Annotated in this window: 22 protein-coding genes; 19 read left to right on the forward strand and 3 right to left on the reverse strand. The window is 71.0% G+C overall.

What is annotated here, in order from left to right; all coding sequences use genetic code 11:
* Positions 1 to 21 precede the first annotated feature (21 nt).
* From D1369_RS33940 to nusB, 3 genes are read left to right on the forward strand one after another with little or no spacing between them, the layout of a single operon-like run.
* Positions 22 to 1,125 (forward strand): aminopeptidase P family protein, encoded by a 1,104-nt coding sequence (locus D1369_RS33940; RefSeq protein ID WP_007380688.1) that lies wholly within the window; start codon positions 22 to 24, stop codon positions 1,123 to 1,125.
* A gap of 52 nt (positions 1,126 to 1,177) precedes the next feature.
* Positions 1,178 to 1,744 carry an elongation factor P gene (efp, locus tag D1369_RS33945; RefSeq protein ID WP_007380687.1) on the forward strand — a complete coding sequence of 189 codons (567 nt, stop codon included), beginning with the start codon at positions 1,178 to 1,180 and terminating at the stop codon, positions 1,742 to 1,744.
* Between the two features lie 2 nt (positions 1,745 to 1,746).
* Positions 1,747 to 2,181, forward strand: a complete 435-nt coding sequence (gene nusB / locus D1369_RS33950; RefSeq protein WP_007380686.1) for a transcription antitermination factor NusB — start codon at positions 1,747 to 1,749, stop codon at positions 2,179 to 2,181.
* Positions 2,182 to 2,363: 182 nt separating this feature from the next.
* On the opposite strand, the gene bldD is transcribed toward nusB, so the two are convergent.
* Positions 2,364 to 2,864: a transcriptional regulator BldD gene (bldD, locus tag D1369_RS33955; protein ID WP_007380685.1), complete on the reverse strand. Its 501-nt coding sequence runs from the start codon at positions 2,862 to 2,864 to the stop codon at positions 2,364 to 2,366.
* Positions 2,865 to 3,117: 253 nt separating this feature from the next.
* Here bldD and pyrR point away from each other — a divergent pair, with 253 nt between their 5' ends.
* From pyrR to D1369_RS34025, 14 genes are all read left to right on the forward strand, one after another.
* The gene (gene pyrR, locus D1369_RS33960) at positions 3,118 to 3,690 is read left to right on the forward strand and encodes a bifunctional pyr operon transcriptional regulator/uracil phosphoribosyltransferase PyrR (RefSeq protein ID WP_007380684.1); all 573 of its coding nucleotides are present in this window, start codon (positions 3,118 to 3,120) and stop codon (positions 3,688 to 3,690) included.
* Between the two features lie 85 nt (positions 3,691 to 3,775).
* Positions 3,776 to 4,753 (forward strand): aspartate carbamoyltransferase catalytic subunit, encoded by a 978-nt coding sequence (locus D1369_RS33965; protein ID WP_007380683.1) that lies wholly within the window; start codon positions 3,776 to 3,778, stop codon positions 4,751 to 4,753.
* 5 nt (positions 4,754 to 4,758) lie between these two features.
* On the forward strand, positions 4,759 to 6,045 hold the full coding sequence (locus tag D1369_RS33970; RefSeq protein WP_007380682.1) for a dihydroorotase: 1,287 nt from the start codon (positions 4,759 to 4,761) through the stop codon (positions 6,043 to 6,045).
* The gene (locus tag D1369_RS33975) at positions 6,042 to 6,620 is read left to right on the forward strand and encodes a hypothetical protein (protein WP_007380681.1); all 579 of its coding nucleotides are present in this window, start codon (positions 6,042 to 6,044) and stop codon (positions 6,618 to 6,620) included. The genes D1369_RS33970 and D1369_RS33975 overlap by 4 nt, the downstream gene beginning before the upstream one ends.
* Entirely contained in the window at positions 6,617 to 7,786 is a 1,170-nt protein-coding gene (gene carA, locus D1369_RS33980) for a glutamine-hydrolyzing carbamoyl-phosphate synthase small subunit (RefSeq protein ID WP_007380680.1), read from the forward strand. The genes D1369_RS33975 and carA overlap by 4 nt, the downstream gene beginning before the upstream one ends.
* Positions 7,779 to 11,087 carry a carbamoyl-phosphate synthase large subunit gene (gene carB, locus D1369_RS33985; protein ID WP_007380679.1) on the forward strand — a complete coding sequence of 1,103 codons (3,309 nt, stop codon included), beginning with the start codon at positions 7,779 to 7,781 and terminating at the stop codon, positions 11,085 to 11,087. The genes carA and carB overlap by 8 nt, the downstream gene beginning before the upstream one ends.
* Before the next feature lie 51 nt (positions 11,088 to 11,138).
* Complete coding sequence (locus tag D1369_RS33990; RefSeq protein ID WP_007380678.1) at positions 11,139 to 12,248, forward strand: quinone-dependent dihydroorotate dehydrogenase; 1,110 nt, start codon at positions 11,139 to 11,141, stop codon at positions 12,246 to 12,248.
* Positions 12,245 to 13,084, forward strand: coding sequence for an orotidine-5'-phosphate decarboxylase (pyrF, locus tag D1369_RS33995; RefSeq protein ID WP_007380677.1), 840 nt, complete (start codon positions 12,245 to 12,247; stop codon positions 13,082 to 13,084). Before D1369_RS33990 ends, pyrF begins: the two co-directional genes overlap by 4 nt.
* A gap of 279 nt (positions 13,085 to 13,363) precedes the next feature.
* Positions 13,364 to 13,687: an integration host factor gene (locus D1369_RS34000; RefSeq protein ID WP_003977346.1), complete on the forward strand. Its 324-nt coding sequence runs from the start codon at positions 13,364 to 13,366 to the stop codon at positions 13,685 to 13,687.
* A gap of 59 nt (positions 13,688 to 13,746) precedes the next feature.
* Entirely contained in the window at positions 13,747 to 14,340 is a 594-nt protein-coding gene (gene gmk, locus D1369_RS34005) for a guanylate kinase (protein WP_007380676.1), read from the forward strand.
* Between the two features lie 65 nt (positions 14,341 to 14,405).
* Positions 14,406 to 14,678, forward strand: a complete 273-nt coding sequence (rpoZ, locus tag D1369_RS34010; RefSeq protein ID WP_003988945.1) for a DNA-directed RNA polymerase subunit omega — start codon at positions 14,406 to 14,408, stop codon at positions 14,676 to 14,678.
* A 116-nt stretch (positions 14,679 to 14,794) separates the two neighbouring features.
* A complete protein-coding gene (gene coaBC / locus D1369_RS34015; RefSeq protein WP_037899301.1) occupies positions 14,795 to 15,997 on the forward strand; it encodes a bifunctional phosphopantothenoylcysteine decarboxylase/phosphopantothenate--cysteine ligase CoaBC in 1,203 nt (400 codons plus the stop codon).
* Between the two features lie 239 nt (positions 15,998 to 16,236).
* On the forward strand, positions 16,237 to 17,445 hold the full coding sequence (metK, locus tag D1369_RS34020) for a methionine adenosyltransferase (protein WP_007380674.1): 1,209 nt from the start codon (positions 16,237 to 16,239) through the stop codon (positions 17,443 to 17,445).
* Between the two features lie 156 nt (positions 17,446 to 17,601).
* Positions 17,602 to 19,764 (forward strand): primosomal protein N', encoded by a 2,163-nt coding sequence (locus D1369_RS34025; protein WP_007380673.1) that lies wholly within the window; start codon positions 17,602 to 17,604, stop codon positions 19,762 to 19,764.
* Between the two features lie 259 nt (positions 19,765 to 20,023).
* On the opposite strand, the gene D1369_RS34030 is transcribed toward D1369_RS34025, so the two are convergent.
* Positions 20,024 to 20,584: a hypothetical protein gene (locus tag D1369_RS34030; protein WP_007380672.1), complete on the reverse strand. Its 561-nt coding sequence runs from the start codon at positions 20,582 to 20,584 to the stop codon at positions 20,024 to 20,026.
* Between the two features lie 254 nt (positions 20,585 to 20,838).
* Between D1369_RS34030 and fmt the strand changes: the two genes are divergently transcribed.
* Together fmt and D1369_RS34040 are read left to right on the forward strand one after the other, a co-directional pair.
* Positions 20,839 to 21,771 (forward strand): methionyl-tRNA formyltransferase, encoded by a 933-nt coding sequence (gene fmt, locus D1369_RS34035; protein WP_118082795.1) that lies wholly within the window; start codon positions 20,839 to 20,841, stop codon positions 21,769 to 21,771.
* A 98-nt stretch (positions 21,772 to 21,869) separates the two neighbouring features.
* Complete coding sequence (locus tag D1369_RS34040) at positions 21,870 to 23,288, forward strand: transcription antitermination factor NusB (protein WP_118082796.1); 1,419 nt, start codon at positions 21,870 to 21,872, stop codon at positions 23,286 to 23,288.
* Between the two features lies 1 nt (position 23,289).
* On the opposite strand, the gene D1369_RS34045 is transcribed toward D1369_RS34040, so the two are convergent.
* Positions 23,290 to 25,446 carry an MMPL family transporter gene (locus D1369_RS34045; protein ID WP_007380669.1) on the reverse strand — a complete coding sequence of 719 codons (2,157 nt, stop codon included), beginning with the start codon at positions 25,444 to 25,446 and terminating at the stop codon, positions 23,290 to 23,292.
* Positions 25,447 to 25,479: the final 33 nt, after the last annotated feature.

The following is a 25,479-nucleotide window of genomic DNA, read 5'->3' on the forward strand; positions in this document are numbered from 1 at the left end:
CAAGGCTCCTACGCTCGACTTATGTCAGAGGTGTACGTCACCCGGAGAGCCCGCCTGAGAGACCGCTGCCAAGCCGGCGGTAGCCAATCCGCGCTGATCTCCCGCCCCGCCAACGTCCGCTACCTCGCGGGCACCGCCCCCCGCGGCGCCGTCCTCCTGCTCGGCGCCGGTGAGGACGTGCTGCTCTGCCCCGGCCCACTGGACGACCGCACGGACGGCCGTCCGGACGAGGCCCTGCGGCTGCACACCCTCTCCCGCGCCGGCGGCGACCCCGCCGTGGCGGCGGCCGACCTCGCGGAGGCACGGGGCTGGGGATCCCTCGCCGTCGAGGAACACCACCTCACCATGGCCCGCCACAGGGCCATCCGATCGGTCGTCCCGCGGCTGCGCCTCGCCGACCTCGGCGGCGCGGTCGAACAGCTCCGCGTCATCAAGGACGAGGAGGAGATCTCCTGCCTGCGCATCGGCGCGGAGATCGCCGACCAGGCACTGGGCGAACTCCTGGAGTCCATCCTCGTCGGCCGCACCGAGCGCCACCTCGCCCTCGAACTGGAGCGCCGCCTCGTCGACCACGGCGCCGACGGCCCGGCCTTCGCCACCTCCGTCGGCGCCGGCCCGAACTCCGGGCGCCCCGGCCACCGCCCCACCGACCGCCGCGTCGAGGAGGGCGACTTGCTCTCCGTCTGCCTGGGCGCGAACTACCGCGGCTACCGCTGCGAGATCGGCCGTACCTTCGTCATCGGTACGTCCCCCGCCGACTGGCAGATCGAGCTCTACGACCTCGTCTTCGCCGCTCAGCGGGCCGGACGGGAGTCGCTGGCACCCGGCGCCGCCTACCGTGATGTGGACCGGGCGGCACGCCAGGTGCTGGAGTCCGCGGGCCACCATGAGGGGCTCCCGACCCTCACCGGACACGGTGTGGGACTCGAAATCGACGAGGACCCGCAATTGGCCCCCGCGGCCATGGGTAAACTGGACGCTTGCGTGCCGGTCACCGTCGAACCGGGGGTCCACCTCCCGGGACGGGGCGGCGTCCGGATCGATGACACGCTCGTCGTACGCCCCGAGGCGGACGGCGGACCCGAGCTACTCACCATCACGACCAAGGAGCTGCTCGCACTTTAGGCAACGTGCGTGCGCCGGGGTCGTCCACGTCAGTCCAGGAGATTCCGCAACCGTGGCTTCCACGAACGACCTCAAGAACGGCCTGGTGCTCAAGCTCGAAGGCGGCCAGCTCTGGTCCGTCGTCGAGTTCCAGCACGTCAAGCCCGGCAAGGGCCCCGCATTCGTGCGCACCAAGCTCAAGAACGTGCTGTCCGGCAAGGTCGTCGACAAGACGTTCAACGCCGGCGTCAAGGTCGAGACGGCCACTGTCGACAAGCGCGACATGCAGTTCTCGTACATGGACGGCGAGTACTTCGTCTTCATGGACCTGGACACCTACGACCAGCTGATGATCGACCGCAAGACGGTCGGCGACGCTGCCAACTTCCTGATCGAGGGCTTCACGGCCACCGTCGCGCAGCACGAGGGCGAGGTGCTCTTCGTCGAGCTGCCGGCCGCCGTCGAGCTCGTCGTGCAGGAGACCGAGCCGGGCCTCCAGGGCGACCGCTCCACCGGCGGCACCAAGCCCGCCACCCTGGAGACCGGTCACCAGATCCAGGTCCCGCTCTTCATCACCACCGGTGAGAAGATCAAGGTCGACACCCGCACGAGCGACTACCTCGGCCGGGTGAACAGCTAACCGTGGCTGCCCGCAACACGGCCCGCAAGCGCGCCTTCCAGATCCTCTTCGAGGGTGACCAGCGCGACGCCGACGTCCTGACGGTCCTCGCGGACTGGATCCGGCACTCCCGGGAAGACACCCGGCAGCCGCCGGTGAGCGAGTACACCATGCAGCTGGTCGAGGGCTACGCGGAGCACGCGCAGCGCATCGACGAGCTGATCGCGCAGTACTCGGTCGGCTGGACGCTGGACCGGATGCCGGTCGTCGACCGCAACATCCTGCGTCTGGGCGCCTACGAGCTGATCTGGGCCGACGAGACCCCGGACGCGGTGGTGCTCGACGAGATGGTGCAGCTGGCCAAGGAGTTCTCCACGGACGAGTCGCCCTCGTTCGTGAACGGCCTGCTGGGCCGGCTCAAGGACCTGAAGCCGTCGCTGCGCCGAGACGAGGCGTAAGCCGAGACGCCGAGGCGGCTCGAGACGCGAATTGCCTGAGGGCCCGCAGCGTGAGCGTTGCGGGCCCTCAGGCGTGTGTGTACGTGAAAGCTCCCCGAGGCCCGCAGAAAGCCGCCGGGGTGGCCGGAACCGTGAAGTTCCGGCCACCCCGGCGGCACGTTTCTGCTCTGGCTGGGAGCGGCTCAGCTGTCCTCGTGGGACACCGCGCGACGCGCGTCCGCGTCCAGCACGCCCCAGCTGATCAGCTGCTCGGTGAGGACCGAGGGCGACTGGTCGTAGATGACGGCGAGTGTGCGCAGGTCGTCCTGGCGGATCGACAGCACCTTGCCGTTGTAGTCACCGCGCTGGGACTGGATCGTCGCGGCGTAACGCTGGAGGGGGCCCGCCTTCTCGGCCGGGACGTGGGCCAGCCGCTCCAGGTCAAGCACCAGCTTCGGCGGCGGCTCGGCGGCCCCGCCCGGAGTGGTGCCGGGCAGCAGCTCCTGCACCGGAACGCCGTAGAAATCCGCCAACTCGGCAAGACGCTGCACGGTCACCGCGCGGTCGCCACGCTCGTACGAACCGACCACGACCGCCTTCCAGCGTCCCTGGGACTTCTCCTCGACACCGTGGAGGGAAAGGCCCTGCTGGGTGCGGATGGCCCGGAGCTTGGCCCCGAGCTGTTTGGCGTATTCGCTGGACATATAGCTCCCCGGACACTGGATCGACGCGGCCGCAGTGGTTTCGAGCCGCGCGTCTGGTAACTCACTGTGAGGTTACGCAGCGTGACTCTTCTGCGTCAAGCCGAATGGTCCACACCGACGCTTCCGTGAGAGTGGGGACCGATTGGGCCAAGGGGGTGATCAGGGGCCCCGTCCCGGCCTGCTACCGTGGATGGCGCAAATCCGACGTCCTTTAAGGTCCGTCCCGTGAGGCGGAGAAGGAGGTCCGTTTCGTATGGACAAGCAGGACACTTCCGACATCCAGGCGTCCGATGCCCGGCCCGTTCTCGAAGGCCCCGACATCGCGCGCGTGCTGACCCGTATCGCCCACGAGATCGTCGAACGCGCCAAGGGCGCCGACGACGTGGTGCTCCTCGGCATCCCCACCCGGGGCGTCTTCCTCGCCCGGCGGCTCGCCGCGAAGCTCGAGGAGATCACCGACCGCGTGATTCCGGTCGGTTCGCTCGACATCACCATGTACCGCGACGACCTGCGCATGCACCCGCCGCGAGCGCTGGCCCGCACCGAGATCCCGGGTGACGGCATCGACGGCCGCCTGGTGGTCCTCGTCGACGACGTGCTCTTCTCCGGCCGCACCATCCGCGCCGCCCTGGACGCCCTGAACGACATCGGGCGGCCCCGCGCGGTCCAGCTCGCGGTCCTCGTCGACAGAGGCCACCGCGAACTGCCCATCCGCGCCGACTACGTCGGCAAGAACCTCCCCACGTCGTTGCGGGAGACGGTCAAGGTCCAGCTCGTCGAGGAGGACGGTCGCGACACCGTGCTGCTCGGTGTGAAGCAGACCTAGCAGCAGGTGCATGGGGGCACTTCTCGGTGCGCCCTCGCCTGCCCGGATCCTCCCGATACCTGAACTGCCTTACGGAGCCTGACAGATGCAGCGTCATCTCATCTCGGCCGCCGACCTCACCCGCGACGACGCCGTCCTGATCCTCGACACCGCCGAGGAGATGGCCCGGGTCGCCGACCGGCCGATCAAGAAACTGCCGACCCTGCGCGGCCGCACGATCGTCAACCTCTTCTTCGAGGACTCCACGCGTACGCGTATCTCCTTCGAGGCCGCCGAGAAGCGGCTCTCGGCGGACGTCATCAACTTCACCGCCAAGGGCTCCAGCGTGTCCAAGGGCGAGTCCCTGAAGGACACCGCCCAGACCCTGGAGGCCATGGGCGTCGACGCCGTCGTCATCCGCCACGGTGCCTCCGGAGCGCCGTACCGCCTCGCCAACTCCGGCTGGATCGACGCGGCCGTCATCAACGCCGGTGACGGCACCCACCAGCACCCCACCCAGGCCCTGCTGGACGCGTTCACCATGCGCCGCCGGCTCGTCGGGCGGGACGCGGGCATCGGCCAGGACCTCGCCGGCAAGCGCATCACGATCGTCGGGGACGTCCTGCACAGCCGGGTCGCCCGCTCCAACGTCGACCTGCTGCACACCCTCGGCGCCCAGGTCACCCTCGTCGCCCCGCCCACCCTGGTGCCGGTGGGCGTCGAGACCTGGCCCTGCGAGGTGTCGTACGACCTCGACAGCACGCTCGCCAAGTCCGACGCGGTGATGATGCTGCGCGTCCAGCGCGAGCGCATGAACGCCGCGTTCTTCCCGACCGAGCGCGAGTACTCGCGGCGCTACGGCCTGGACGGCGACCGCATGGCGCGGATGCCGGAGCACGCCATCGTGATGCACCCCGGCCCGATGGTCCGCGGCATGGAGATCACCGCCGAGGTCGCCGACTCCGACCGCTGCACCGTGGTGGAGCAGGTCGCAAACGGAGTCTCCATCCGGATGGCCGTTCTCTACCTGCTTCTGGGCGGCAACGAGCCCGCCGTCAGCCCCACCCGTACCGAGGAGAAGTAAGTCACATGAGCAAGATCCTGATCCGTGGTGCGAAGGTGCTCGGCGGCGAGCCGCAGGACGTGCTGATCGACGGCGCGACCATCGCCCAGGTGGGCGCCGGTCTGTCGGCCGAGGGCGCCGAGGTCGTCGAGGCCGACGGCAAAGTGCTGCTGCCGGGACTCGTCGACCTGCACACCCACCTGCGCGAGCCCGGCCGCGAGGACTCCGAGACCGTCCTCACCGGTACGCGCGCGGCCGCCTCCGGTGGCTACACCGCCGTGTTCGCCATGGCCAACACCTTCCCGGTCGCGGACACCGCCGGTGTGGTCGAGCAGGTCTGGCGGCTGGGCAAGGAGCACGGCTACTGCGACGTCCAGCCCATCGGCGCCGTCACCGTCGGCCTGGAGGGCCGCAAGCTCGCCGAACTGGGCGCCATGCACGAGTCGGCCGCCGGCGTGACCGTCTTCTCCGACGACGGCAAGTGCGTCGACGACGCCGTGATCATGCGCCGCGCGCTGGAGTACGTGAAGGCCTTCGGCGGGGTCGTCGCCCAGCACGCGCAGGAGCCGCGGCTGACCGAGGGCGCCCAGATGAACGAGGGCATCGTCTCCGCCGAGCTGGGCCTGGGCGGCTGGCCCGCGGTGGCCGAGGAATCGATCATCGCCCGGGACGTCCTGCTCGCCGAGCACGTCGGCTCCCGCGTCCACATCTGCCACCTGTCGACCGCCGGGTCCGTCGAGATCGTGCGCTGGGCCAAGTCCCGCGGCATCGACGTCACGGCCGAGGTCACACCGCACCACCTGCTCCTCACGGACGAGCTGGTGCGGACGTACAACCCGGTCTACAAGGTGAACCCGCCGCTGCGCACCGAGCGGGACGTGCTCGCCCTGCGCGAGGCCCTGGCCGACGGCACCATCGACATCGTCGCCACCGACCACGCCCCGCACCCGCACGAGGACAAGGACTGCGAGTGGGCCGCCGCCGCCATGGGGATGGTCGGCCTGGAGACCGCGTTGTCAGTGGTGCAGGAGACCATGGTGGACACCGGGCTCCTCGACTGGGCCGGGGTCGCCGAGCGCATGTCCGCCACGCCCGCTCGCATCGGGCAGGCCACCGGACACGGCCGTCCCGTCTCGGCTGGTGAGCCCGCCAACCTCACGCTGGTCGACACGGAATACCGTGGGTCGGTGGACCCCGCGGGCTTCGCCTCGCGCAGCCGCAACACTCCGTACGAGGGGCGTGAGCTGCCGGGCCGTGTCACCCACACGTGGCTCCGGGGCAAGGCCACGCTCGTCGACGGGAAGCTCACGTGACACCAGTAACCCTGATCGCCGCCGGACTCGCCGCCGAGAAGAAGTCGGCCGAGGTCACCGACTGGGCCGCCCGCATCGGCTGGCTCGTCGGCCTCGCCCTCTTCGTCGCGCTCGTCTACTGGCTGATGCGCGAGGGCTGGAAGTGGCGCGGCACGCTCCAGGGCGACCTGCCCGAGCTCCCCGCCGTGCCCGACGACCCCGGCCCGGCGAGACTGAGCATGAGCGGTCGCTACCACGGCTCCACCACCGCGGGCCAGTGGCTCGACCGGATCGTGGCGCACGGCCTGGGCACCCGCAGTCGGGTCGAGCTCACCCTGACGGACGCGGGACTGGACGTCGTGCGCCCCGGCGCGACCGACTTCTTCGTCCCGCGCGAGGCCCTGCGGGAAGCCGTGCTCGGCAAGGGCATCGCGGGCAAGGTCCTGACCGAGGGCGGACTCCTCGTCGTGACCTGGGCGCACGGCGAGCGACTGATCGACTCGGGGTTCCGCTCGGACCACGCGGCCGAGCACACGGACTGGGTCGACGCCATTAACTCCATGATCAACAAGACGGAAACGGAAGGCGCACGATGACCACCTCCACAAGGGGGGCCACCAAGGCCCCCGCGGTACTCGTCCTGGAGGACGGCCGGATCTTCCGCGGCCGTGCCTACGGGGCCGTGGGGGAGACCTTCGGCGAGGCCGTGTTCTCCACCGGCATGACCGGCTACCAGGAGACCCTGACCGACCCCTCGTACGACCGCCAGATCGTCGTCGCGACCGCCCCACAGATCGGCAACACCGGCTGGAACGACGAGGACGACGAGTCCCGCCGCATCTGGGTCTCGGGCTACGTCGTGCGCGACCCCGCGCGCGTGCCGTCCAACTGGCGGGCCAAGCGCTCCCTGGAGGACGAGCTGGTCGCGCAGGACATCGTCGGGATCTCCGGCATCGACACCCGCGCCCTCACCCGCCACCTGCGTGAGCGCGGCTCCATGCGCGCCGGGATCTTCTCCGGCGAGGCGATCGCCGCCGAGCCCGAGCTCGTCGCGCGCGTGCAGGCCCAGCCGCACATGAAGGGCGCCTCGCTGTACGAGGAGGTCGCCACCAAGGAGACGTACGTCGTCCCCGCGGTCGGCCCCGACGGCGAAGCCGTTCCGATCGGCACCGCGAAGTTCACCGTCGCCGCCATCGACCTCGGCATCAAGGGCATGACCCCGCACCGCATGGCCCAGCGCGGCATCGAGGTGCATGTGCTGCCGGCCACGGCGAGCGTCGACGAGGTCTACGCCGTCGAACCGGACGGGGTGTTCTTCTCCAACGGCCCAGGCGACCCGGCGACCGCCGACGGCCCGGTCGCGCTCATGACCGCCGTGCTGGAGCGGAAGACGCCGCTGTTCGGCATCTGCTTCGGCAACCAGATCCTTGGGCGGGCCCTCGGCTTCGGCACCTACAAGCTGAAGTACGGGCACCGGGGCATCAACCAGCCGGTCCAGGACCGTACGACCGGCAAGGTCGAGGTCACCGCGCACAACCACGGATTCGCCGTGGACGCGCCGCTCGACAAGGTCAGCGAGACGAAGTTCGGCCGCGCCGAGGTCTCCCACGTGTGCCTGAACGACGACGTCGTGGAAGGGCTCCAGCTGCTCGACCAGCCGGCCTTCTCCGTCCAGTACCACCCCGAAGCGGCAGCCGGCCCGCACGACGCCGCCTACCTGTTCGACCGCTTCGTATCTCTGATGGAGGGCCAGCGTGCCTAAGCGCACCGATATCCAGTCCGTCCTGGTCATCGGCTCCGGCCCGATCGTCATCGGCCAGGCCGCCGAGTTCGACTACTCCGGCACCCAGGCATGCCGCGTGCTCAAGGCCGAAGGCCTGCGCGTCATCCTCGTCAACTCCAACCCGGCGACGATCATGACCGACCCGGAGATCGCCGACGCCACCTACGTCGAGCCGATCACCCCGGAGTTCGTCGAGAAGATCATCGCCAAGGAGCGCCCCGATGCCCTGCTGCCCACCCTGGGCGGCCAGACGGCCCTCAACACCGCGATCTCGCTGCACGAGGCCGGCACCCTCGACAAGTACGGCGTCGAGCTGATCGGCGCCAATGTCGAGGCCATCAACAAGGGCGAGGACCGCGACCTGTTCAAGGACGTCGTGGAGGAGGTCCGCAAGAAGATCGGGCACGGCGAGTCCGCCCGCTCGGTCATCTGCCACTCCATGGACGACGTCCTCAAGGGCGTCGAGACGCTCGGCGGCTACCCGGTCGTCGTCCGCCCGTCCTTCACGATGGGCGGCGCCGGCTCCGGCTTCGCGCACGACGAGGAGGAGCTGCGCCGGATCGCCGGCCAGGGCCTGACCCTCTCGCCGACCACCGAGGTGCTCCTGGAGGAGTCCATCCTCGGCTGGAAGGAGTACGAACTGGAGTTGATGCGCGACAAGAACGACAACGTCGTGGTCGTCTGCTCCATCGAGAACTTCGACCCGATGGGCGTGCACACCGGCGACTCGATCACCGTCGCGCCCGCCATGACACTCACCGACCGTGAGTACCAGGTTCTGCGCGACGTCGGCATCGCGATCATCCGCGAGGTCGGCGTCGACACCGGCGGCTGCAACATCCAGTTCGCGGTGGACCCCGAGGACGGCCGCGTGATCGTCATCGAGATGAACCCGCGCGTGTCCCGCTCCTCGGCGCTCGCCTCCAAGGCGACCGGCTTCCCGATCGCCAAGATCGCCGCGAAGCTCGCCGTCGGCTACACGCTGGACGAGATCCCGAACGACATCACCGAGCAGACCCCGGCCTCCTTCGAGCCGACGCTCGACTATGTGGTGGTCAAGGCCCCGCGGTTCGCCTTCGAGAAGTTCCCCTCCGCCGACTCCACCCTCACGACCACCATGAAGTCGGTCGGCGAGGCCATGGCGATCGGCCGCAACTTCACCGAGGCCTTCCAGAAGGCGCTGCGCTCGCTGGAGAAGAAGGGCAGTCAGTTCACCTTCGTGGGCGAGCCGGGCGACAAGACGGCCCTCCTGGAGGAGTCCGTACGGCCCACCGACGGCCGGATCAACACCGTCATGCAGGCCATCCGCGCGGGCGCCACGCCCGAGGAGGTCTTCGCGTACACGAAGATCGACCCCTGGTTCGTCGACCAGCTCTTCCTGATCAAGGAGATCGCGGACGAGCTGGCCGCCGCCGAGCGCCTGGACGCCGATCTGCTCGCCGAGGCGAAGCGGCACGGCTTCTCCGACCAGCAGATCGGTGAGATCCGCGGCCTGCGCGAGGACGTGGTGCGCGAGGTGCGGCACGCGCTCGGCGTACGCCCGGTCTACAAGACCGTCGACACCTGCGCGGCCGAGTTCGCCGCGAAGACGCCGTACTTCTACTCCTCCTATGACGAGGAGAGCGAGGTCGCGTCCCGGACCAAGCCCGCGGTGATCATCCTGGGCTCGGGTCCGAACCGCATCGGCCAGGGCATCGAGTTCGACTACTCCTGCGTGCACGCGTCCTTCGCGCTGTCGGACGCCGGGTACGAGACGGTGATGGTCAACTGCAACCCGGAGACCGTCTCCACCGACTACGACACCTCCGACCGGCTGTACTTCGAGCCGCTCACCCTGGAGGACGTCCTGGAGGTCGTCCACGCGGAGAAGCAGGCCGGCCCGGTCGCGGGCGTCATCGTGCAGCTCGGCGGCCAGACCCCGCTGGGCCTGGCGCAGGCGCTCAAGGACAACGGCGTGCCGATCGTGGGCACCCCGCCCGAGGCGATCCACGCCGCCGAGGACCGCGGCGCCTTCGGCCGGGTCCTCGCCGAGGCGGGTCTGCCGGCCCCCAAGCACGGCACCGCCACCACCTTCGCCGGCGCGAAGGCCATCGCGGACGAGATCGGCTACCCGGTCCTGGTACGGCCCTCCTACGTCCTCGGCGGACGCGGCATGGAGATCGTCTACGACGAGACCCGCCTGGAGTCCTACATCGCCGAGTCGACCGAGATCAGCCCCTCGCGGCCGGTCCTCGTCGACCGCTTCCTGGACGACGCCATCGAGATCGACGTCGACGCCCTCTACGACGGCCAGGAGCTCTACCTGGGCGGCGTGATGGAGCACATCGAGGAGGCCGGCATCCACTCCGGCGACTCGGCGTGCGCGCTGCCGCCGATCACCCTGGGCGGCTTCGACATCAAGCGCCTGCGGGCCTCCACCGAGGCCATCGCGAAGGGCGTCGGCGTCCGGGGCCTGATCAACATCCAGTTCGCGATGGCCGGCGACATCCTCTACGTCCTGGAGGCCAACCCGCGCGCGTCCCGCACCGTCCCCTTCACCTCGAAGGCGACCGCGGTGCCGCTCGCCAAGGCCGCCGCCCGCATCTCGCTGGGCGCGACCGTCGCCGAACTGCGCGCCGAGGGCCTGCTCCCGGCCAACGGCGACGGCGGTGAACTCCCGCTGGACGCGCCGATCTCCGTCAAGGAGGCCGTCATGCCGTGGTCGCGCTTCCGCGACATCCACGGCCGCGGCGTCGACACCGTCCTCGGCCCGGAGATGCGCTCCACCGGCGAGGTCATGGGCATCGACTCCGTCTTCGGCACGGCGTACGCCAAGTCGCAGGCCGGCGCTTACGGTCCGCTGCCCACCAAGGGCCGCGCGTTCATCTCGGTCGCCAACCGCGACAAGCGCTCGATGATCTTCCCGGCACGTGAGCTGGTCGCGCACGGCTTCGAGCTGCTCGCCACCTCCGGCACGGCCGAGGTCCTCAAGCGCAACGGCATCAACGCCACCGTGGTGCGCAAGCAGTCCGAGGGCCCCGGTCCCAACGGCGAGAAGACCATCGTCCAGTACATCCACGACGGCGAGGTCGACCTCATCGTCAACACGCCCTACGGCACCGGCGGCCGCCTCGACGGCTACGAGATCCGTACGGCGGCCGTGGCGCGGTCGGTCCCGTGTCTGACGACGGTCCAGGCGCTCGCCGCCGCCGTCCAGGGCATCGACGCCCTCAACCACGGTGACGTGGGAGTCCGTTCGCTCCAGGAACACGCGCAGCACCTGACCGCGGCCCGCGACTAGCAGCCCTGAGGGGGACACCGGAAACGGTGTCCCCCTCTTCATGAGGACACCATGTACAAGATCTTCTTCAAGCTCGTCTTCCAGCGCATGGACCCCGAGAAGGCCCACCACCTCGCCTTCCGCTGGATCCGGCTCGCCGTCCGCGTCCCCGTGCTGCGCACCTTCGTCGCGGCCGCCCTCGCGCCCCGCTACAAGGAGCTGCGCACCGAGGCCTTCGGGCTGCGCATGCACGGCCCCTTCGGCCTCGCCGCGGGCTTCGACAAGAACGCGGTCGCGATCGACGGCATGGCGATGCTGGGCTTCGACCACATCGAGATCGGCACGGTGACCGGGGAGGCCCAGCCGGGCAACCCCAGGAAGCGGCTGTTCCGCCTGGTGCCGGACCGTGCGCTCATCAACCGCATGGGCTTCAACAACGAGGGCTCGCTGGCCGTCGCGGCCCGTCTGGCGTCCCGTGAGCTGGTCTTCAAGACCGTCGTGGGCGTCAACATCGGCAAGACCAAGCTCGTCCCCGAGGCCGAGGCGATCGGCGACTACGTGAAGTCCGCGGAGCGGCTCGCGCCCTTCGCCGACTACCTCGTCGTCAACGTGTCCTCGCCCAACACACCCGGCCTGCGCAACCTCCAGGCCACCGAGGCGCTGCGGCCGCTCCTGACCGCCGTCCGCGAGGCCGCCGACCGGATCGTCGCGAACCGCCGGGTCCCGCTCCTGGTGAAGATCGCGCCCGACCTCGCCGACGAGGACGTCGACGCGGTCGCCGACCTGGCCGTCGAGCTCGGCCTGGACGGCATCATCGCCACCAACACGACCATCGCGCGCGAGGGACTGGGGCTGAAGTCCGCAGCCGCCCTGATGAAGGAGACGGGCGGCCTGTCCGGGGCACCCCTCAAGGAGCGGTCCCTGGAGGTCCTCAGGCGCCTGTACGCGCGCGTGGGCGACCGGATCACCCTGGTGGGCGTCGGGGGCGTCGAGAACGCCGAGGACGCCTGGCAGCGCATCCTGGCGGGTGCCACGCTGGTCCAGGGCTACAGCGCCTTCGTCTACGAGGGGCCCTTCTGGGCCCGCGCCGTCCACAAGGGCCTCGCTGCGCGTCTGCGCACGAGCCCGTACGCCACCCTCGCCGACGCGGTCGGCGCCGACGTGAGGAAAATCACCGTATGACCGAGCCCTTCGGTGCCCGACTGCGCCACGCCATGGACGAGCGTGGCCCGCTGTGCGTGGGGATCGACCCGCACGCCTCGCTGCTCACCGAGTGGGGCCTGACCGACGACGTCGCCGGTCTGGAGCGGTTCAGCCGCACGGTCGTCGAGGCGCTGTCCGACCGGGTCGCCGTGTTCAAGCCCCAGAGCGCGTTCTTCGAGCGCTTCGGCTCGCGCGGCGTCGCCGTCCTGGAAAAGACCGTCCAGGAGGCCCGCGCGGCCGGTGCGCTGGTCCTCATGGACGCCAAGCGCGGTGACATCGGCTCGACCATGGCCGCGTACGCCGAGGCCTTCCTGCGCAAGGACTCCCCGCTGTTCTCGGACGCGCTGACCGTGTCGCCGTACCTCGGCTACGGCTCGCTCTCGCCGGCCGTCGCGCTGGCACGCGAGAGCGGTGCGGGCCTGTTCGTACTGGCCCTGACCTCCAACCCGGAGGGCGGCGAGGTCCAGCACGCGGTCCGCGCGGACGGCCGGAACGTCGGCGCGACCATGCTGGCCCATCTGGCCGCCGAGAACACCGGCGAGGAGCCCCTGGGGTCCTTCGGCGCCGTCGTCGGGGCCACGCTGGGCGATCTGTCGACCTACGACCTCGACATCAACGGTCCGCTCCTGGCGCCCGGCGTCGGTGCGCAGGGGGCCACCCCGGCCGATCTTCCCCGGGTCTTCGGGGCGGCGATCCGCAATGTGGTCCCGAACGTCAGCCGGGGAGTGCTGCGGCACGGCCCCGACACCGGTGCGCTGCGCGACTCCGCCGAGCGGTTCGCGGACGAGATCCGGTCGGCGCTGCCGAGCGCATGACGATGTTCGAACCCCTCGTTCGAGTCCTCCGGCGAGGGGTTCGAGGACCGCTTGAGTCTGAATACATCCTCAAATCCGGGGCAGTATGTCAGGAATGTCCGGCCTGACGGAGGCTGACCAGGACTTTTCCGCTGTTCTCGCTGACTCTGGCGGACTTGGCCGCTAGTCTCCGACGCAGAGTCAACGGGCAAGCGTGTTGCTCGTGGCTCCCCAGGTGTGGGGCGACTAGGTTCCTCACCGGTCCGTATCCGACAGTTCGACATCCGAGGTGACGTAGGCGTGGCTCTTCCGCCCCTTACCCCTGAACAGCGCGCAGCCGCGCTCGAAAAGGCCGCCGCGGCTCGCCGGGAGCGGGCCGAGGTCAAGAATCGACTCAAGCACTCCGGCGCCTCTCTCCACGAGGTCATCAAGCAGGGCCAGGAGAACGACGTCATCGGCAAGATGAAGGTCTCCGCCCTGCTCGAATCCCTGCCGGGCGTGGGCAAGGTCCGCGCCAAGCAGATCATGGAACGACTGGGCATCTCCGAGAGCCGTCGTGTACGCGGCCTCGGCTCCAACCAGATCGCTTCGCTGGAGCGTGAGTTCGGCAGCACCGGTTCCTGATCCGGGTCACTCCGGGCAGGCAGTCCCGGGCACTCCGGGATTGCTGGAATAATCGCTGCATGGCTGCAACATTCCGGGGGACGACCCCCGAGCCCCCGGACGTACGTCCGCGGCTGACCGTGCTCTCCGGCCCCTCGGGGGTCGGCAAGAGCACGGTCGTCGCCCATATGCGCAAGGAACACCCCGAGGTCTGGCTCTCGGTGTCGGCGACGACCCGCAAGCCCCGCCCCGGCGAGAAGCACGGCGTCCAGTACTTCTTCGTCACCGACGAGGAGATGGACAAGCTGATCGCCAACGGCGAGCTGCTGGAGTGGGCGGAGTTCGCCGGCAACCGCTACGGCACGCCGCGTGCGGCCGTGCTGGAGCGGCTGGAGGCGGGCGAGCCCGTCCTCCTGGAGATCGACCTCCAGGGTGCCCGGCAGGTCCGTGAGTCCATGGCGGACGCCCAGCTGGTGTTCCTGGCTCCTCCCTCCTGGGAGGAGCTCGTGCGCAGACTCACCGGACGTGGCACCGAGCCGCCCGAGGTGATCGAGCGCCGCCTGGACGCGGCGAAGATCGAACTGGCGGCTGAACCCGAGTTCGATGTGACCTTGGTCAACACCTCCGTCGAGGACGTGGCGCGCGAGCTGCTAGCCTTGGTGGATGTTGTGTGATCGTGCCTGCTCATCGAGGCTTGATCCTCTGCACTGATTCTTTCCCATCCATCGGAAGGTAGAGCGTGTCCTCTTCCATCTCCGCGCCCGAGGGCATCATCAACCCGCCGATCGACGAGCTCCTCGAGGCCACTGACTCGAAGTACAGCCTCGTGATCTACGCGGCCAAGCGGGCCCGCCAGATCAACGCGTACTACTCGCAGCTCGGCGAGGGCCTGCTGGAGTACGTCGGTCCGCTGGTGGACACCCACGTCCACGAGAAGCCGCTCTCGATCGCCCTGCGCGAGATCAACGCGGGTCTGCTGACGTCCGAGGCCGTCGAGGGCCCGGCGCAGTAGTAGTACTTTCAGCTTTTCGCTGACTTATCCACAGGCCCGGCAGCGCGACTGCCGGGCCTGTGGTGTGTGATGGACCCGTACGCCGCCCGCGTACGTTGCCGAGCCGGGGAGAGACGGTGGACAAGCCGAAGGTCGTGCTGGGGGTCAGCGGCGGCATCGCCGCGTACAAGGCCTGCGAGCTGCTGAGAAGGCTCACGGAGTCAGGCCACGACGTCCGCGTCGTCCCCACCGCCTCCGCGCTGCACTTCGTGGGCGCCGCCACATGGTCCGCGCTGTCCGGCAAGCCGGTCTCGACCGAGGTCTGGGACGACGTCCACGAGGTCCCGCACGTCCGCATCGGGCAGCACGCCGACCTCGTCGTGGTGGCCCCGGCCACGGCCGACATGCTCGCCAAGGCGGCACACGGCCTGGCGGACGACCTCCTGACCAACACGCTCCTCACGGCCCGCTGCCCCATCGTCTTCGCGCCCGCCATGCACACCGAGATGTGGGAGCACCCGGCCACCCAGGAGAACGTGGCGACGCTTCGGCGCCGCGGCGCCCTCGTGATCGAACCGGCTGTCGGCCGGCTGACCGGCGTCGACACCGGCAAGGGCCGGCTGCCGGACCCCGCCGAGATCTTCGAGGTCTGCCGCCGGGTGCTGGCCCGCGGTGCCACCGAGCCCGACCTCGAGGGCCGGCACGTCGTCGTCAGCGCCGGCGGCACCCGCGAGCCCCTCGACCCGGTCCGCTTTCTCGGCAACCGCTCCTCCGGCAAGCAGGGGTACGCCCTGGCCCGCACCGCGGCCGCGCGCGGCGCCCGGGTCACGCTGATCGCGGCTAACACCGGCATGCCGGACCCCGCCGGCGTGGACGTGGTCCCCGTGGGGACGGCCGTACAGCTGCGCGAAGCGGTCCTGAAGGCGGCGGCCGACGCCGACGCCGTCGTCATGGCGGCGGCGGTCGCGGACTTCCGGCCCCAGACCTACGCGGCCGGAAAGATCAAGAAGAAGGACGGCCAGGACCCCGAGCCCATCGTCCTGGTGCGGAATCCGGACATCCTCGCCGAGATCTCGGCCGAGCGCGCCCGCCCCGGCCAGGTGATCGTCGGATTCGCCGCCGAGACCGACGACGTGCTGGCCAACGGCCGTACGAAGCTGGAGCGCAAGGGCTGCGACCTGCTCGTCGTCAACGAGGTGGGCGAGCGCAAGACCTTCGGGTCGGAGGAGAACGAGGCGGTGGTGCTGGGCGCCGACGGCAGCGAGACCCCGGTGCCGCACGGCCCGAAGGAGTTCCTGGCCGAAACGGTCTGGGACCTGGTGGTGAGCCGCCTGCACTGAACGCTTCATCCGTTTCTCGGCCCCACGTACCTCCGCGGTAGAGGTGTGGCGCCCCTGGCCAAGTCCACTCGGAATTGGGCACAATGCCCGTGCCGCAGGTCACGGCCCTTCCGAGAGGCGAGACAGGGGGGCCGGTGGCCGAGCACGACCGATAAACTGTTCTCGGACTGTGCCGGGCGCAGCCCCCGAGCCCGTCCGCCAATGATCAGCCAGCAGCCGCTGCAACCCCAGGGAGCGTTGTGTCCCGTCGTCTGTTCACCTCGGAGTCTGTGACCGAGGGCCACCCCGACAAGATCGCTGACCAGATCAGTGACACCATCCTCGACGCGCTCCTCAAGGAGGACCCGACCTCCCGGGTCGCTGTCGAGACCCTGATCACCACCGGTCTGGTGCATGTGGCCGGTGAGGTCACGACCAAGACCTACGCGCCGATCGCCCAGCTGGTGCGCGACAAGATCCTGGAGATCGGTTACGACTCCTCGAAGAAGGGCTTCGACGGCGCCTCCTGCGGTGTCTCGGTGTCGATCGGGGCGCAGTCCCCGGACATCGCGCAGGGTGTCGACACGGCGTACGAGAACCGGGTCGAGGGCGACGACGACGAACTGGACCGCCAGGGCGCGGGCGACCAGGGTCTGATGTTCGGCTACGCGACGGACGAGACCCCGACGCTGATGCCGCTGCCGATCTTCCTGGCGCACCGTCTGGCCAAGCGCCTGTCCGAGGTCCGCAAGAACGGCACCATCCCCTACCTGCGCCCCGACGGCAAGACGCAGGTCACCATCGAGTACGACGGTGACAAGGCGGTCCGTCTGGACACGGTCGTGGTCTCCTCGCAGCACGCGTCGGACATCGACCTGGACTCCCTGCTGGCCCCCGACATCCGCGAGTTCGTGGTGGAGCCGGAGCTCAAGGCGCTCCTGGACGAGGGCATCAAGCTGGACACGGACAGCTACCGTCTCCTGGTCAACCCGACCGGCCGGTTCGAGATCGGCGGCCCGATGGGTGACGCGGGTCTGACCGGCCGCAAGATCATCATCGACACGTACGGCGGCATGGCCCGTCACGGCGGCGGTGCCTTCTCGGGCAAGGACCCGTCCAAGGTGGACCGCTCGGCGGCGTACGCGATGCGCTGGGTCGCCAAGAACGTCGTGGCGGCCGGTCTTGCCTCGCGCTGCGAGGTCCAGGTGGCCTACGCCATCGGCAAGGCCGAGCCCGTGGGCCTGTTCGTCGAGACCTTCGGCACCGCGAAGATCGACGCGGACAAGATCGAGAAGGCGATCGACGAGGTCTTCGACCTCCGTCCGGCCGCCATCATCCGCGACCTCGACCTGCTGCGCCCGATCTACTCCCTGACGGCGGCGTACGGCCACTTCGGCCGGGAGCTGCCGGAGTTCACGTGGGAGAAGACGGACCGCGTGGAGGCGCTGCGCAAGGCCGCGGGCCTGTAGGTCCGTAAGCCCCCTGCGGCTCGCCGCGAGGCCCGGTGTCCCTCTGGGATGCCGGGCCTCGCGCCGTCCCGGGATGCCGGGCCTCACGTGTCACTGGCCGGTCCCTTCGGGTTCGGGCGGCGTCGGTTGTCAGTGGGGTTTGGTAAGAATGCAAGCGTGAGCAGCGAGAACGGGTCGGTGGACGGTGGCGCCGAGGGAGCGCAGCCCGAGCAGCTTGCGCTCATTCGGGAGAGTGTGCGGAACGCCAAGGTGCCGCGGGCCAAGCCGCGGACCTGGCGGGGGGCCGCGCTGGCCAAGGAGTTGCCGGTCGCGCGGGTGCTGGTCGACAAGGGCGTGCTGCATCTCGACCGGTACTTCGACTACGCCGTGCCCGAGGAGCTGGACGCGGACGCGCAGCCGGGGGTGCGGGTGCGGGTGCGCTTCGGGGCCGGGCGGGGGCGGGTCCGGGAAGGGCGGCGTGAGGGCGGGGGGCTGATCGACGGGTTTCTCGTCGAGCGGCTCGCGGAGTCGGACTACTCCGGGCCGCTGGCGGCGCTCGCCCAGGTCGTCTCGTCCGAGCCAGTGCTCAGCGAGGAGCTTCTGGGGCTCGCGCGGGCCGTCGCCGACCGGTACGCGGGCAGCCTCGCCGATGTGCTGCAGCTCGCCGTGCCGCCTCGTAGCGCCCGTGCCGAGCAGCGGCCCTCGCCCGAGCCGTTGCCGCCGCCCGCCGCGCCGGAGGCGGGGTCCTGGGGGCGGTACGAGCGGGGGGGCGCGTTTCTGGAGTCACTGGCCTCGGGGGGCGCGCCGCGCGCGGTGTGGAACGCCCTGCCCGGGCCGGAGTGGAGCGAGGAGCTGGCGAGGGCCGTTGCCGCGACCCTGGCCTCAGGGCGGGGCGCGCTCGTCGTCGTGCCGGACGGGCGGGCTGTCGCACGGGTCGACGCCGCCCTGACCTCGGTGCTGGGCGAGGGGCGGCATGCGGTTCTGACCGCCGACGCCGGGCCCGAGAAGCGGTATCGGGAGTGGCTGGCCGTGCGGCGGGGCGCCGTGCGGGCCGTGGTCGGGACGCGGGCCGCCATGTTCGCCCCGGTGCGGGACCTGGGGCTCGTCGCTCTGTGGGACGACGGCGACGACAGTCACAGCGAGCCGCACGCCCCGCAGCCGCATGCGCGCGAGGTGTTGTTGTTGCGGGCCGCGCAGGACAAGTGCGGCTTCCTGCTGGGGAGTTGGAGCTGCACCGTGGAGGCCGCGCAGCTCGTGGAGAGCGGGTGGGCCCGGCCGCTCGTGGCCTCGCGGGAGCAGGTGCGGGCCGTCGCCCCGCTGGTGCGGACCGTCGGCGACCAGGATCTCGCGCGGGACGAGGCGGCGCGGGCGGCCCGGCTGCCCACGCTCGCCTGGCAGGCCGTCAGGGAGGGCCTGCGGCACGGACCGGTGCTCGTGCAGGTGCCGCGGCGGGGGTATGTGCCGCGGATGGCCTGTGCCAACTGCCGGGAGCCCGCGCGGTGTCGGCACTGTGCCGGACCGCTGGAGGGGCAGGAGTCCGCAGCGGCGCTGAGGTGCGGGTGGTGCGGGCGCGAGGAGGGCTCCTGGCACTGTCCGGAGTGCGGGGGGTTCCGGTTGCGGGCGCAGGTGGTGGGAGCCCGGCGCACCGCGGAGGAGCTGGGGCGGGCGTTTCCGGCTGTTCCGGTGCGGACGTCCGGGCGTGAGCATGTGCTGGACACCGTGCCGGGGGCACCGGCACTGGTCGTGAGTACGCCGGGTGCGGAGCCGGTCGCCGAGGGCGGATATGCGGCGGCGCTGTTGCTGGACGGCTGGGCCATGCTCGGGCGACCCGATCTGCGGGCCGGGGAGGATGCGCTGCGGCGCTGGATCGCGGCGGCGGCGCTGGTGCGGGCGCAGGAGGCCGGGGGCACCGTGGTGGTGGTCGCCGAGCCCACGCTGCGGCCGGTGCAGGCGTTGGTGCGCTGGGACCCCGTGGGGCATGCGGTGCGGGAGCTGGGGGAGCGGGCCGAGTTGGGCTTTCCGCCGGTGTCGCGGATGGCCGCGGTGTCGGGGGCGGGGGAGGCGCTCGCCGAGTTCCTGGCGGCCGCGGAACTGCCGGAAGAGGCCGAACTGCTGGGGCCCGTGCCGTTGCCCGTGACGGGGGCGGCGGGACCTCGGAGGGTGGGGGCGCCGCCCGTTGGGGAGCGGTGGGAGCGGGTGCTGGTGCGGGTTCCGCCGGGGAGGGGGGCCGCGCTGGCGGCTGCGCTCAAGGCCGCGCAGGCTTCGCGGATGGCTCGGGGCGGAGGGAGCGCCGGCGAGGGGGCGGTATGGGTGCGGATCGATCCCCCTGACATCGGGTGACGAGTGCGGGTGCGAGTGGGGGTTGAGTGTGAGTGTGAGTGTGAGTGGGGGGGCGGCGGAGGGTGGCCCGGCGATCTGCGACGGTCGCGGGATGGAGGCCTGACCGGTTGGGATAGAGGCCTGACCGATCGCGGGACGGGCGCATGACCGGTCTCGGGGCCGGCGTCCGACCGATCGCGGGACGGTCGTACGGCGGTGGCCCCCGGACATGCGTCTGCCCTCCCGGTCGTGAGGTGGGAGGGCAGAGAAGGGAGACGGGTCAGCCGTTGCGGGGGCCGGGGAAGGCCGTGGGCCTTGCCTCCTCGCGGAGGGTGGGGCTGCCCGCGGTGGGCTGGGTCGGCATGGAGCGGGCCGCGGGGACCGTGGGGACCGTGGGGACCGAAGGCACCGTGGGGATACCGGTGTTGACGCTGACCGTGCGGGTTCCCGACGGATCCGTGGCGCGCTCGGCCTCGGCTGTCGCCTGGGCCGCGGCGCGGCGGGCACCGTAACGACGGTGGACCGCCTGCTTGGTGACACCGAGGGCGGAGCCCACCGCGTCCCACGAGAAGCCGAGCGAGCGGTCGAAGTCGACCGCGGCCGTCACCAGGGTCTCGACGCTGTCCCGCAGTTCCTGCGCGAGACGGACCGTGGGGGCGGGGGCGCGTCCGTAGACGACGAAGCCCGTGGAGGGGCCGGAGCGGCGCGGGCGGTAGACGTTGCCCAACTGGGCGGTCAGGGTGCGCAGTGCGTCCACCTGCCGGCGGACCCGCTCGATGTCCCGCACCAGCAAGTGCAGGCTGGCCCGAGCCTGGGCGTCGTGGGTTGCGTGGTCGGCCATGAACAAGCCTCTCGAACCGGCGTTGAAAAGGATGGGGCCGCGATCGCGGCCCGCTGTGGTCAACTCTTTCTTGACCAACGCGTTTACGCTCCGCTGGTCACGCAGTGGGGGCGCACCGGCATATGCGTGCGCCGGGTGTGGGGGGTTCGCGCCTTGATCGGGAACGCGGGCCTCGCCATAGACTTGTGTGTCGCCCGTCGAGACCCGTGCGAGTCACCCGTGCGAGTCACCCGTCCGAGAGGCCCTGCCCACCCATGAAGCTCGTCTTCGCCGGTACCCCCGAGGTCGCCGTTCCCGCCCTGGACGCTCTCATCGCCTCCGGACGGCATGAGGTCGCCGCCGTCGTCACGCGGCCGGACGCACCGGCCGGGCGGGGACGCAGGCTGGTCGCGAGCCCGGTCGCGGAGCGGGCCGAGGAGGCGGGGATCGAGGTGCTGAAGCCCGTCAAGCCGCGGGACCCGGAGTTCCTCGAACGGCTCCGCGAGATCGCCCCGGACTGCTGCCCCGTCGTCGCCTACGGTGCCCTGCTGCCCCGAGTCGCCCTCGACATCCCCGCCCACGGCTGGGTCAACCTGCACTTCTCGCTGCTGCCGGCCTGGCGTGGGGCCGCGCCCGTGCAGCACTCCATCATGGCGGGGGACGAGATCACGGGCGCCTCGACCTTCCTCATCGAGGAGGGCCTGGACTCCGGGCCCGTCTACGGCACCGTCACCGAGGAGATCCGGCACACCGACACCAGCGGTGACCTGCTGACCCGGCTGGCCTTCGCCGGGGCGGGGCTGCTCGCCGCGACCATGGACGGCATCGCGGACGGCACGCTGAAGGCCGTACCGCAGCCGACCGAGGGCATCACCGTCGCCCCGAAGATCACCGTCGAGGACGCGCGGGTCGACTGGGCCGCGCCCGCGCTGCGGGTGGACCGGGTCGTGCGGGGGTGCCACCCCTCGCCCGGCGCCTGGACGACCTTCCGCGGCGAGCGGCTCAAGCTCATCCAGGTCCAGCCGGTGCCCGACCGCACGGATCTCGCCCCCGGCGCGCTCGCCGTCGGCAAGAACAGCGTCCACGTGGGTACCGGGTCGTACGGCGTGGAACTGCTGTGGGTGCAGGCACAGGGCAAGAAGCCGATGAAGGCCGCGGACTGGGCGCGGGGCGTCAGGATCGCGGACGGGGAGAGCGTCGGCGCGTGACGCGCCCCCGGAGCACCGGGCCGCTCGGAGGGTGACGCAACCCCAGGCGGACGTACCCTTGGGGCGTCAGCAGACCTTGAACCCGGAGCACCTTTTTCGTGAGCGAGCAGCCCCGTCGGCCCCGCAAACCCGGCAAGCCCTACCGTCGGCCCCAGAAGGACCCCGTCCGCTTCCTCGCCTTCGAGGCGTTGCGGGCCGTGGACGAGCGGGACGCGTACGCCAACCTCGTCCTGCCGCCGCTGCTCAGGAAGGCACGGGAGAAGGACGGTTTCGAGGCGCGGGACGCGGCGCTCGCCACCGAGCTCGTGTACGGCACACTGCGGCGGCAGGGGACGTACGACGCGATCATCGCCGAGTGCGTCGACCGGCCGCTCCGTGAGGTCGATCCGCCGGTGCTGGACGTGCTGAGCCTCGGGGCGCATCAGCTGCTCGGGACGCGCATCCCGACGCACGCCGCCGTGTCCGCCTCCGTCGAGCTCGCCCGGGTCGTGCTCGGGGACGGGCGGGCCAAGTTCGTCAACGCCGTACTGCGGAAGATCGCGCAGGACGACCTCGACGGGTGGATCGCGAAGGTCGCTCCGCCCTACGACGACGACCCCGAGGACCATCTCGCCCTCGTGCACTCCCACCCCCGCTGGGTCGTCTCCGCGCTGTGGGACTCCCTCGGGGGCGGACGCGCCGGTATTGAGCGGCTGCTGGAGGCCGACAACGAGCGGCCCGAGGTGACCCTGGTCGCCAGGCCGGGGCGGGCCACCGCCGAGGAGCTGCTGCGCGAGGAGTCCGCCGTACCGGGGCGCTGGTCGCCGTATGCCGTACGGCTGGCCGAGGGCGGTGAGCCCGGGGCCGTCGACGCCGTACGCGAAGGCCGGGCCGGGGTGCAGGATGAGGGCAGTCAGCTGGTCGCGCTGGCCCTCGCGAACGTGCCTGTCGAGGGACGGGACGAGAAGTGGCTCGACGGGTGTGCGGGGCCGGGCGGCAAGGCCGCGCTGCTCGCCGCGCTCGCCGCCGAGCGCGGGGCGATGCTGCTCGCCTCCGAGAAGCAGCCCCATCGGGCCGGGCTCGTCGCCAAGGCGCTCGCCGGGAATCCGGGGCCGTATCAGGTGATCGCCGCGGACGGGACCAGGCCGCCGTGGCAGCCGGGGAGCTTCGACCGGGTGCTGATGGACGTGCCATGCACGGGGCTCGGCGCGTTGCGGCGGCGGCCGGAGGCGCGGTGGCGGCGGCGGCCGGAGGACCTGGAGGGGTTCGGGCCGTTGCAGCGGGAGTTGCTGAGTACCGCGGTGGAGTCCGTCAGGGTGGGCGGGGTGGTCGGGTACGCGACCTGTTCCCCTCATCTCGCGGAGACCCGGGCGGTGGTGGAGGACGTGCTCAAGCAGTGGCCGGGTGCCGAGCTGGTGGACGCGCGGCCGTTGTTCCCCGGTGTGCCGGAGCTCGGGGAGGGGCCGGACGTTCAGTTGTGGCCGCATGTGCACGGGACCGATGCGATGTACCTGGCGGTCATCCGCAGGACAGGGTGATCTAGTCGTGCGTCTGCTGCGCCGTCTCGGCCGGTCGCGCAGCTCCCCGCGCCCCTGAGTCGGTCACCTGCTCCTTGGCCAGGCTGTGCGGCCACCACACCTTTGCGCCCACGTCCAGGAACAGGGACGTGACCAGGACCGACCGGACGATGAACGTGTCCAGCAGAACCCCCAGCGCCACCGCGAAGCCGATCTCCGCGAAGGCGACCATGGGGAGGGTGCCGAGGGCGGCGAAGGTGCCGGCCAGGACCAGGCCGGCGGAGGTGATGACCGCGCCGGTCGCGGCCAGGCCCGTGACCACGCCGGGGCGGGTGCCCTGGTGGGCCGCCTCCTCGCGGATGCGGGTGGTCAGGAAGATGTTGTAGTCGATGCCGAGGGCCACCAGGAAGACGAACACGAACAGCGGGAAGTCGGTGGACTCGCCCGCGTAGTCGAAGAGGTGGCGGAAGGCCAGGGCGCTGATGCCGAGGGCCGCCGCGAAGGACAGGATCACCGTCCCGATCAGCAGCAGCGGGGCGATCAGGGCGCGCAGCAGGCCGCACAGGATCAGCATCACGACGACCAGCACCAGCGGGATGATCAGGATGTTGTCGTGCGTGGTCGCCCTGTCCATGTCCAGCAGGGCGGCCGTACCGCCGCCGACCCGGGCGTCGGCGTCCGGGACCGCGTGGACGGCGTCCCGGACCCGCTCCACCGTCTGTTTCGCGGCCTCGCTGTCGGCGGGGGCGGTCATCGTCGCCTCGAAGAGGACCTTGCCCTCGAACGACGGTTTCGTGCCCGGTGGCAGGCCCAGGGACTCGGGCACGACTCCGCGCGTGCCCGCGACCGCCTCGCCGACCTGCCGTGCCTGGGCCTGGTTGCTGACCACGACCAGGGGGTCGCCGCTGCCCGCCGGGAAGTACTTCGCGGACACCTCCTGGCCGACGATCGAGTCGGGCTTCCCAGTGAACGCGTCGGCGTTGCTGATGCCCTCCGCGCGCAGCTGGATCAGACCGAGCGAGCAGACCGCGAGGACCAGTGCCGTGACGGCCCAGACAAAGCGCGGGCGGCGGGCGATACGGCGGCCCGTGCGGGCCCAGACGCCGGACTCCAGGTGGCTGGGAGAGCCGAAGCGCGGGGTCGTGGGCCAGAAGATCCAGCGGCCGCAGATCACCAGCAGGGCCGGGAACAGCGTCATCATCGCCAGCAGGGCGACCCCCACGCCGATCGCCGCGACGGGGCCGAGGCCACGGGTCGAGTTCATCTCTGCGGCCAGCAGGACCAGCATGCTGAGGATCACGGTCGCCCCGGAGGCGATCACCGCCGGGCCCGCGCGGTGCAGGGCTCGGGCCATCGCCTCGTGGCGGTCCTCGTGGCGGTGCAGCTCCTCCCGGTAGCGGGCGACCAGCAGCAGGGCGTAGTCCGTCCCCGCGCCGAAGACGAGGACCGTGAGGATGCCCGCGCTCTGGCCGTTGACCGTCAGGCCCGCGTGGCGCGCCAGCAGGTAGATGAAGGCCTGCGCGGTGAAGAGGGCGGCGACCACCGAGAGCAGCGGGACGAAGAGCAGAGTGGGGCTGCGGAAGGTGATGAGCAGCATGACGACGACGACGCCCATCGCCGCCAGCAGCAGCGTCGAGTCGATGCCCTCGAAGGCCTTGGAGAAGTCCGCGGAGGTGCCGCCCGGGCCGGTGATGTGCACGGCGAGACCGTCGCCGCCCTTGCCGACGACGTCACGGATCGAGTCGACCGCGGGCGTGATCTCCTGCCAGCCCTTCTCGTCCATGGTGATCGGGACGAGGATCTGGGCCGCGCGCGGGTCGCCCTGCCGGTCGTAGATCGGCCCCCGGGTCTCCGCGCCGCGGATGCCGTGCGCCGTGAGCCGCTTGATCTCGGCGGCGTCCTTGGCGATCGCGGCCCGCTCCTGCGGGGTGAGGCCGCTGTCGCGCGCGTAGACGACGACCGCGGGGATCTGTTCCGGCCTGAAGTCCTCGGAGACCTGTAGGACCTGGGTCGACTCCGCGGAGCCGGGCAGCCAGGAGGCCGCGTCGTTGTCCTGGGCGTCGGTGAGCTTGGAGGCGAGGGGCGCCGTCAGGAACAGCACCACCAGCCACAGCGCCAGTACCACCCACTTGGCACGCCGTCCGCAGACGTAGTGCGCGATGCCCCGATTCCCGGTCATGGCCACCCCCGGCGCCACCAGTCGAGCCGATCA

It is taken from the genome of Streptomyces sp. CC0208 (assembly GCF_003443735.1).
Lineage (GTDB): Bacteria > Actinomycetota > Actinomycetes > Streptomycetales > Streptomycetaceae > Streptomyces > Streptomyces sviceus.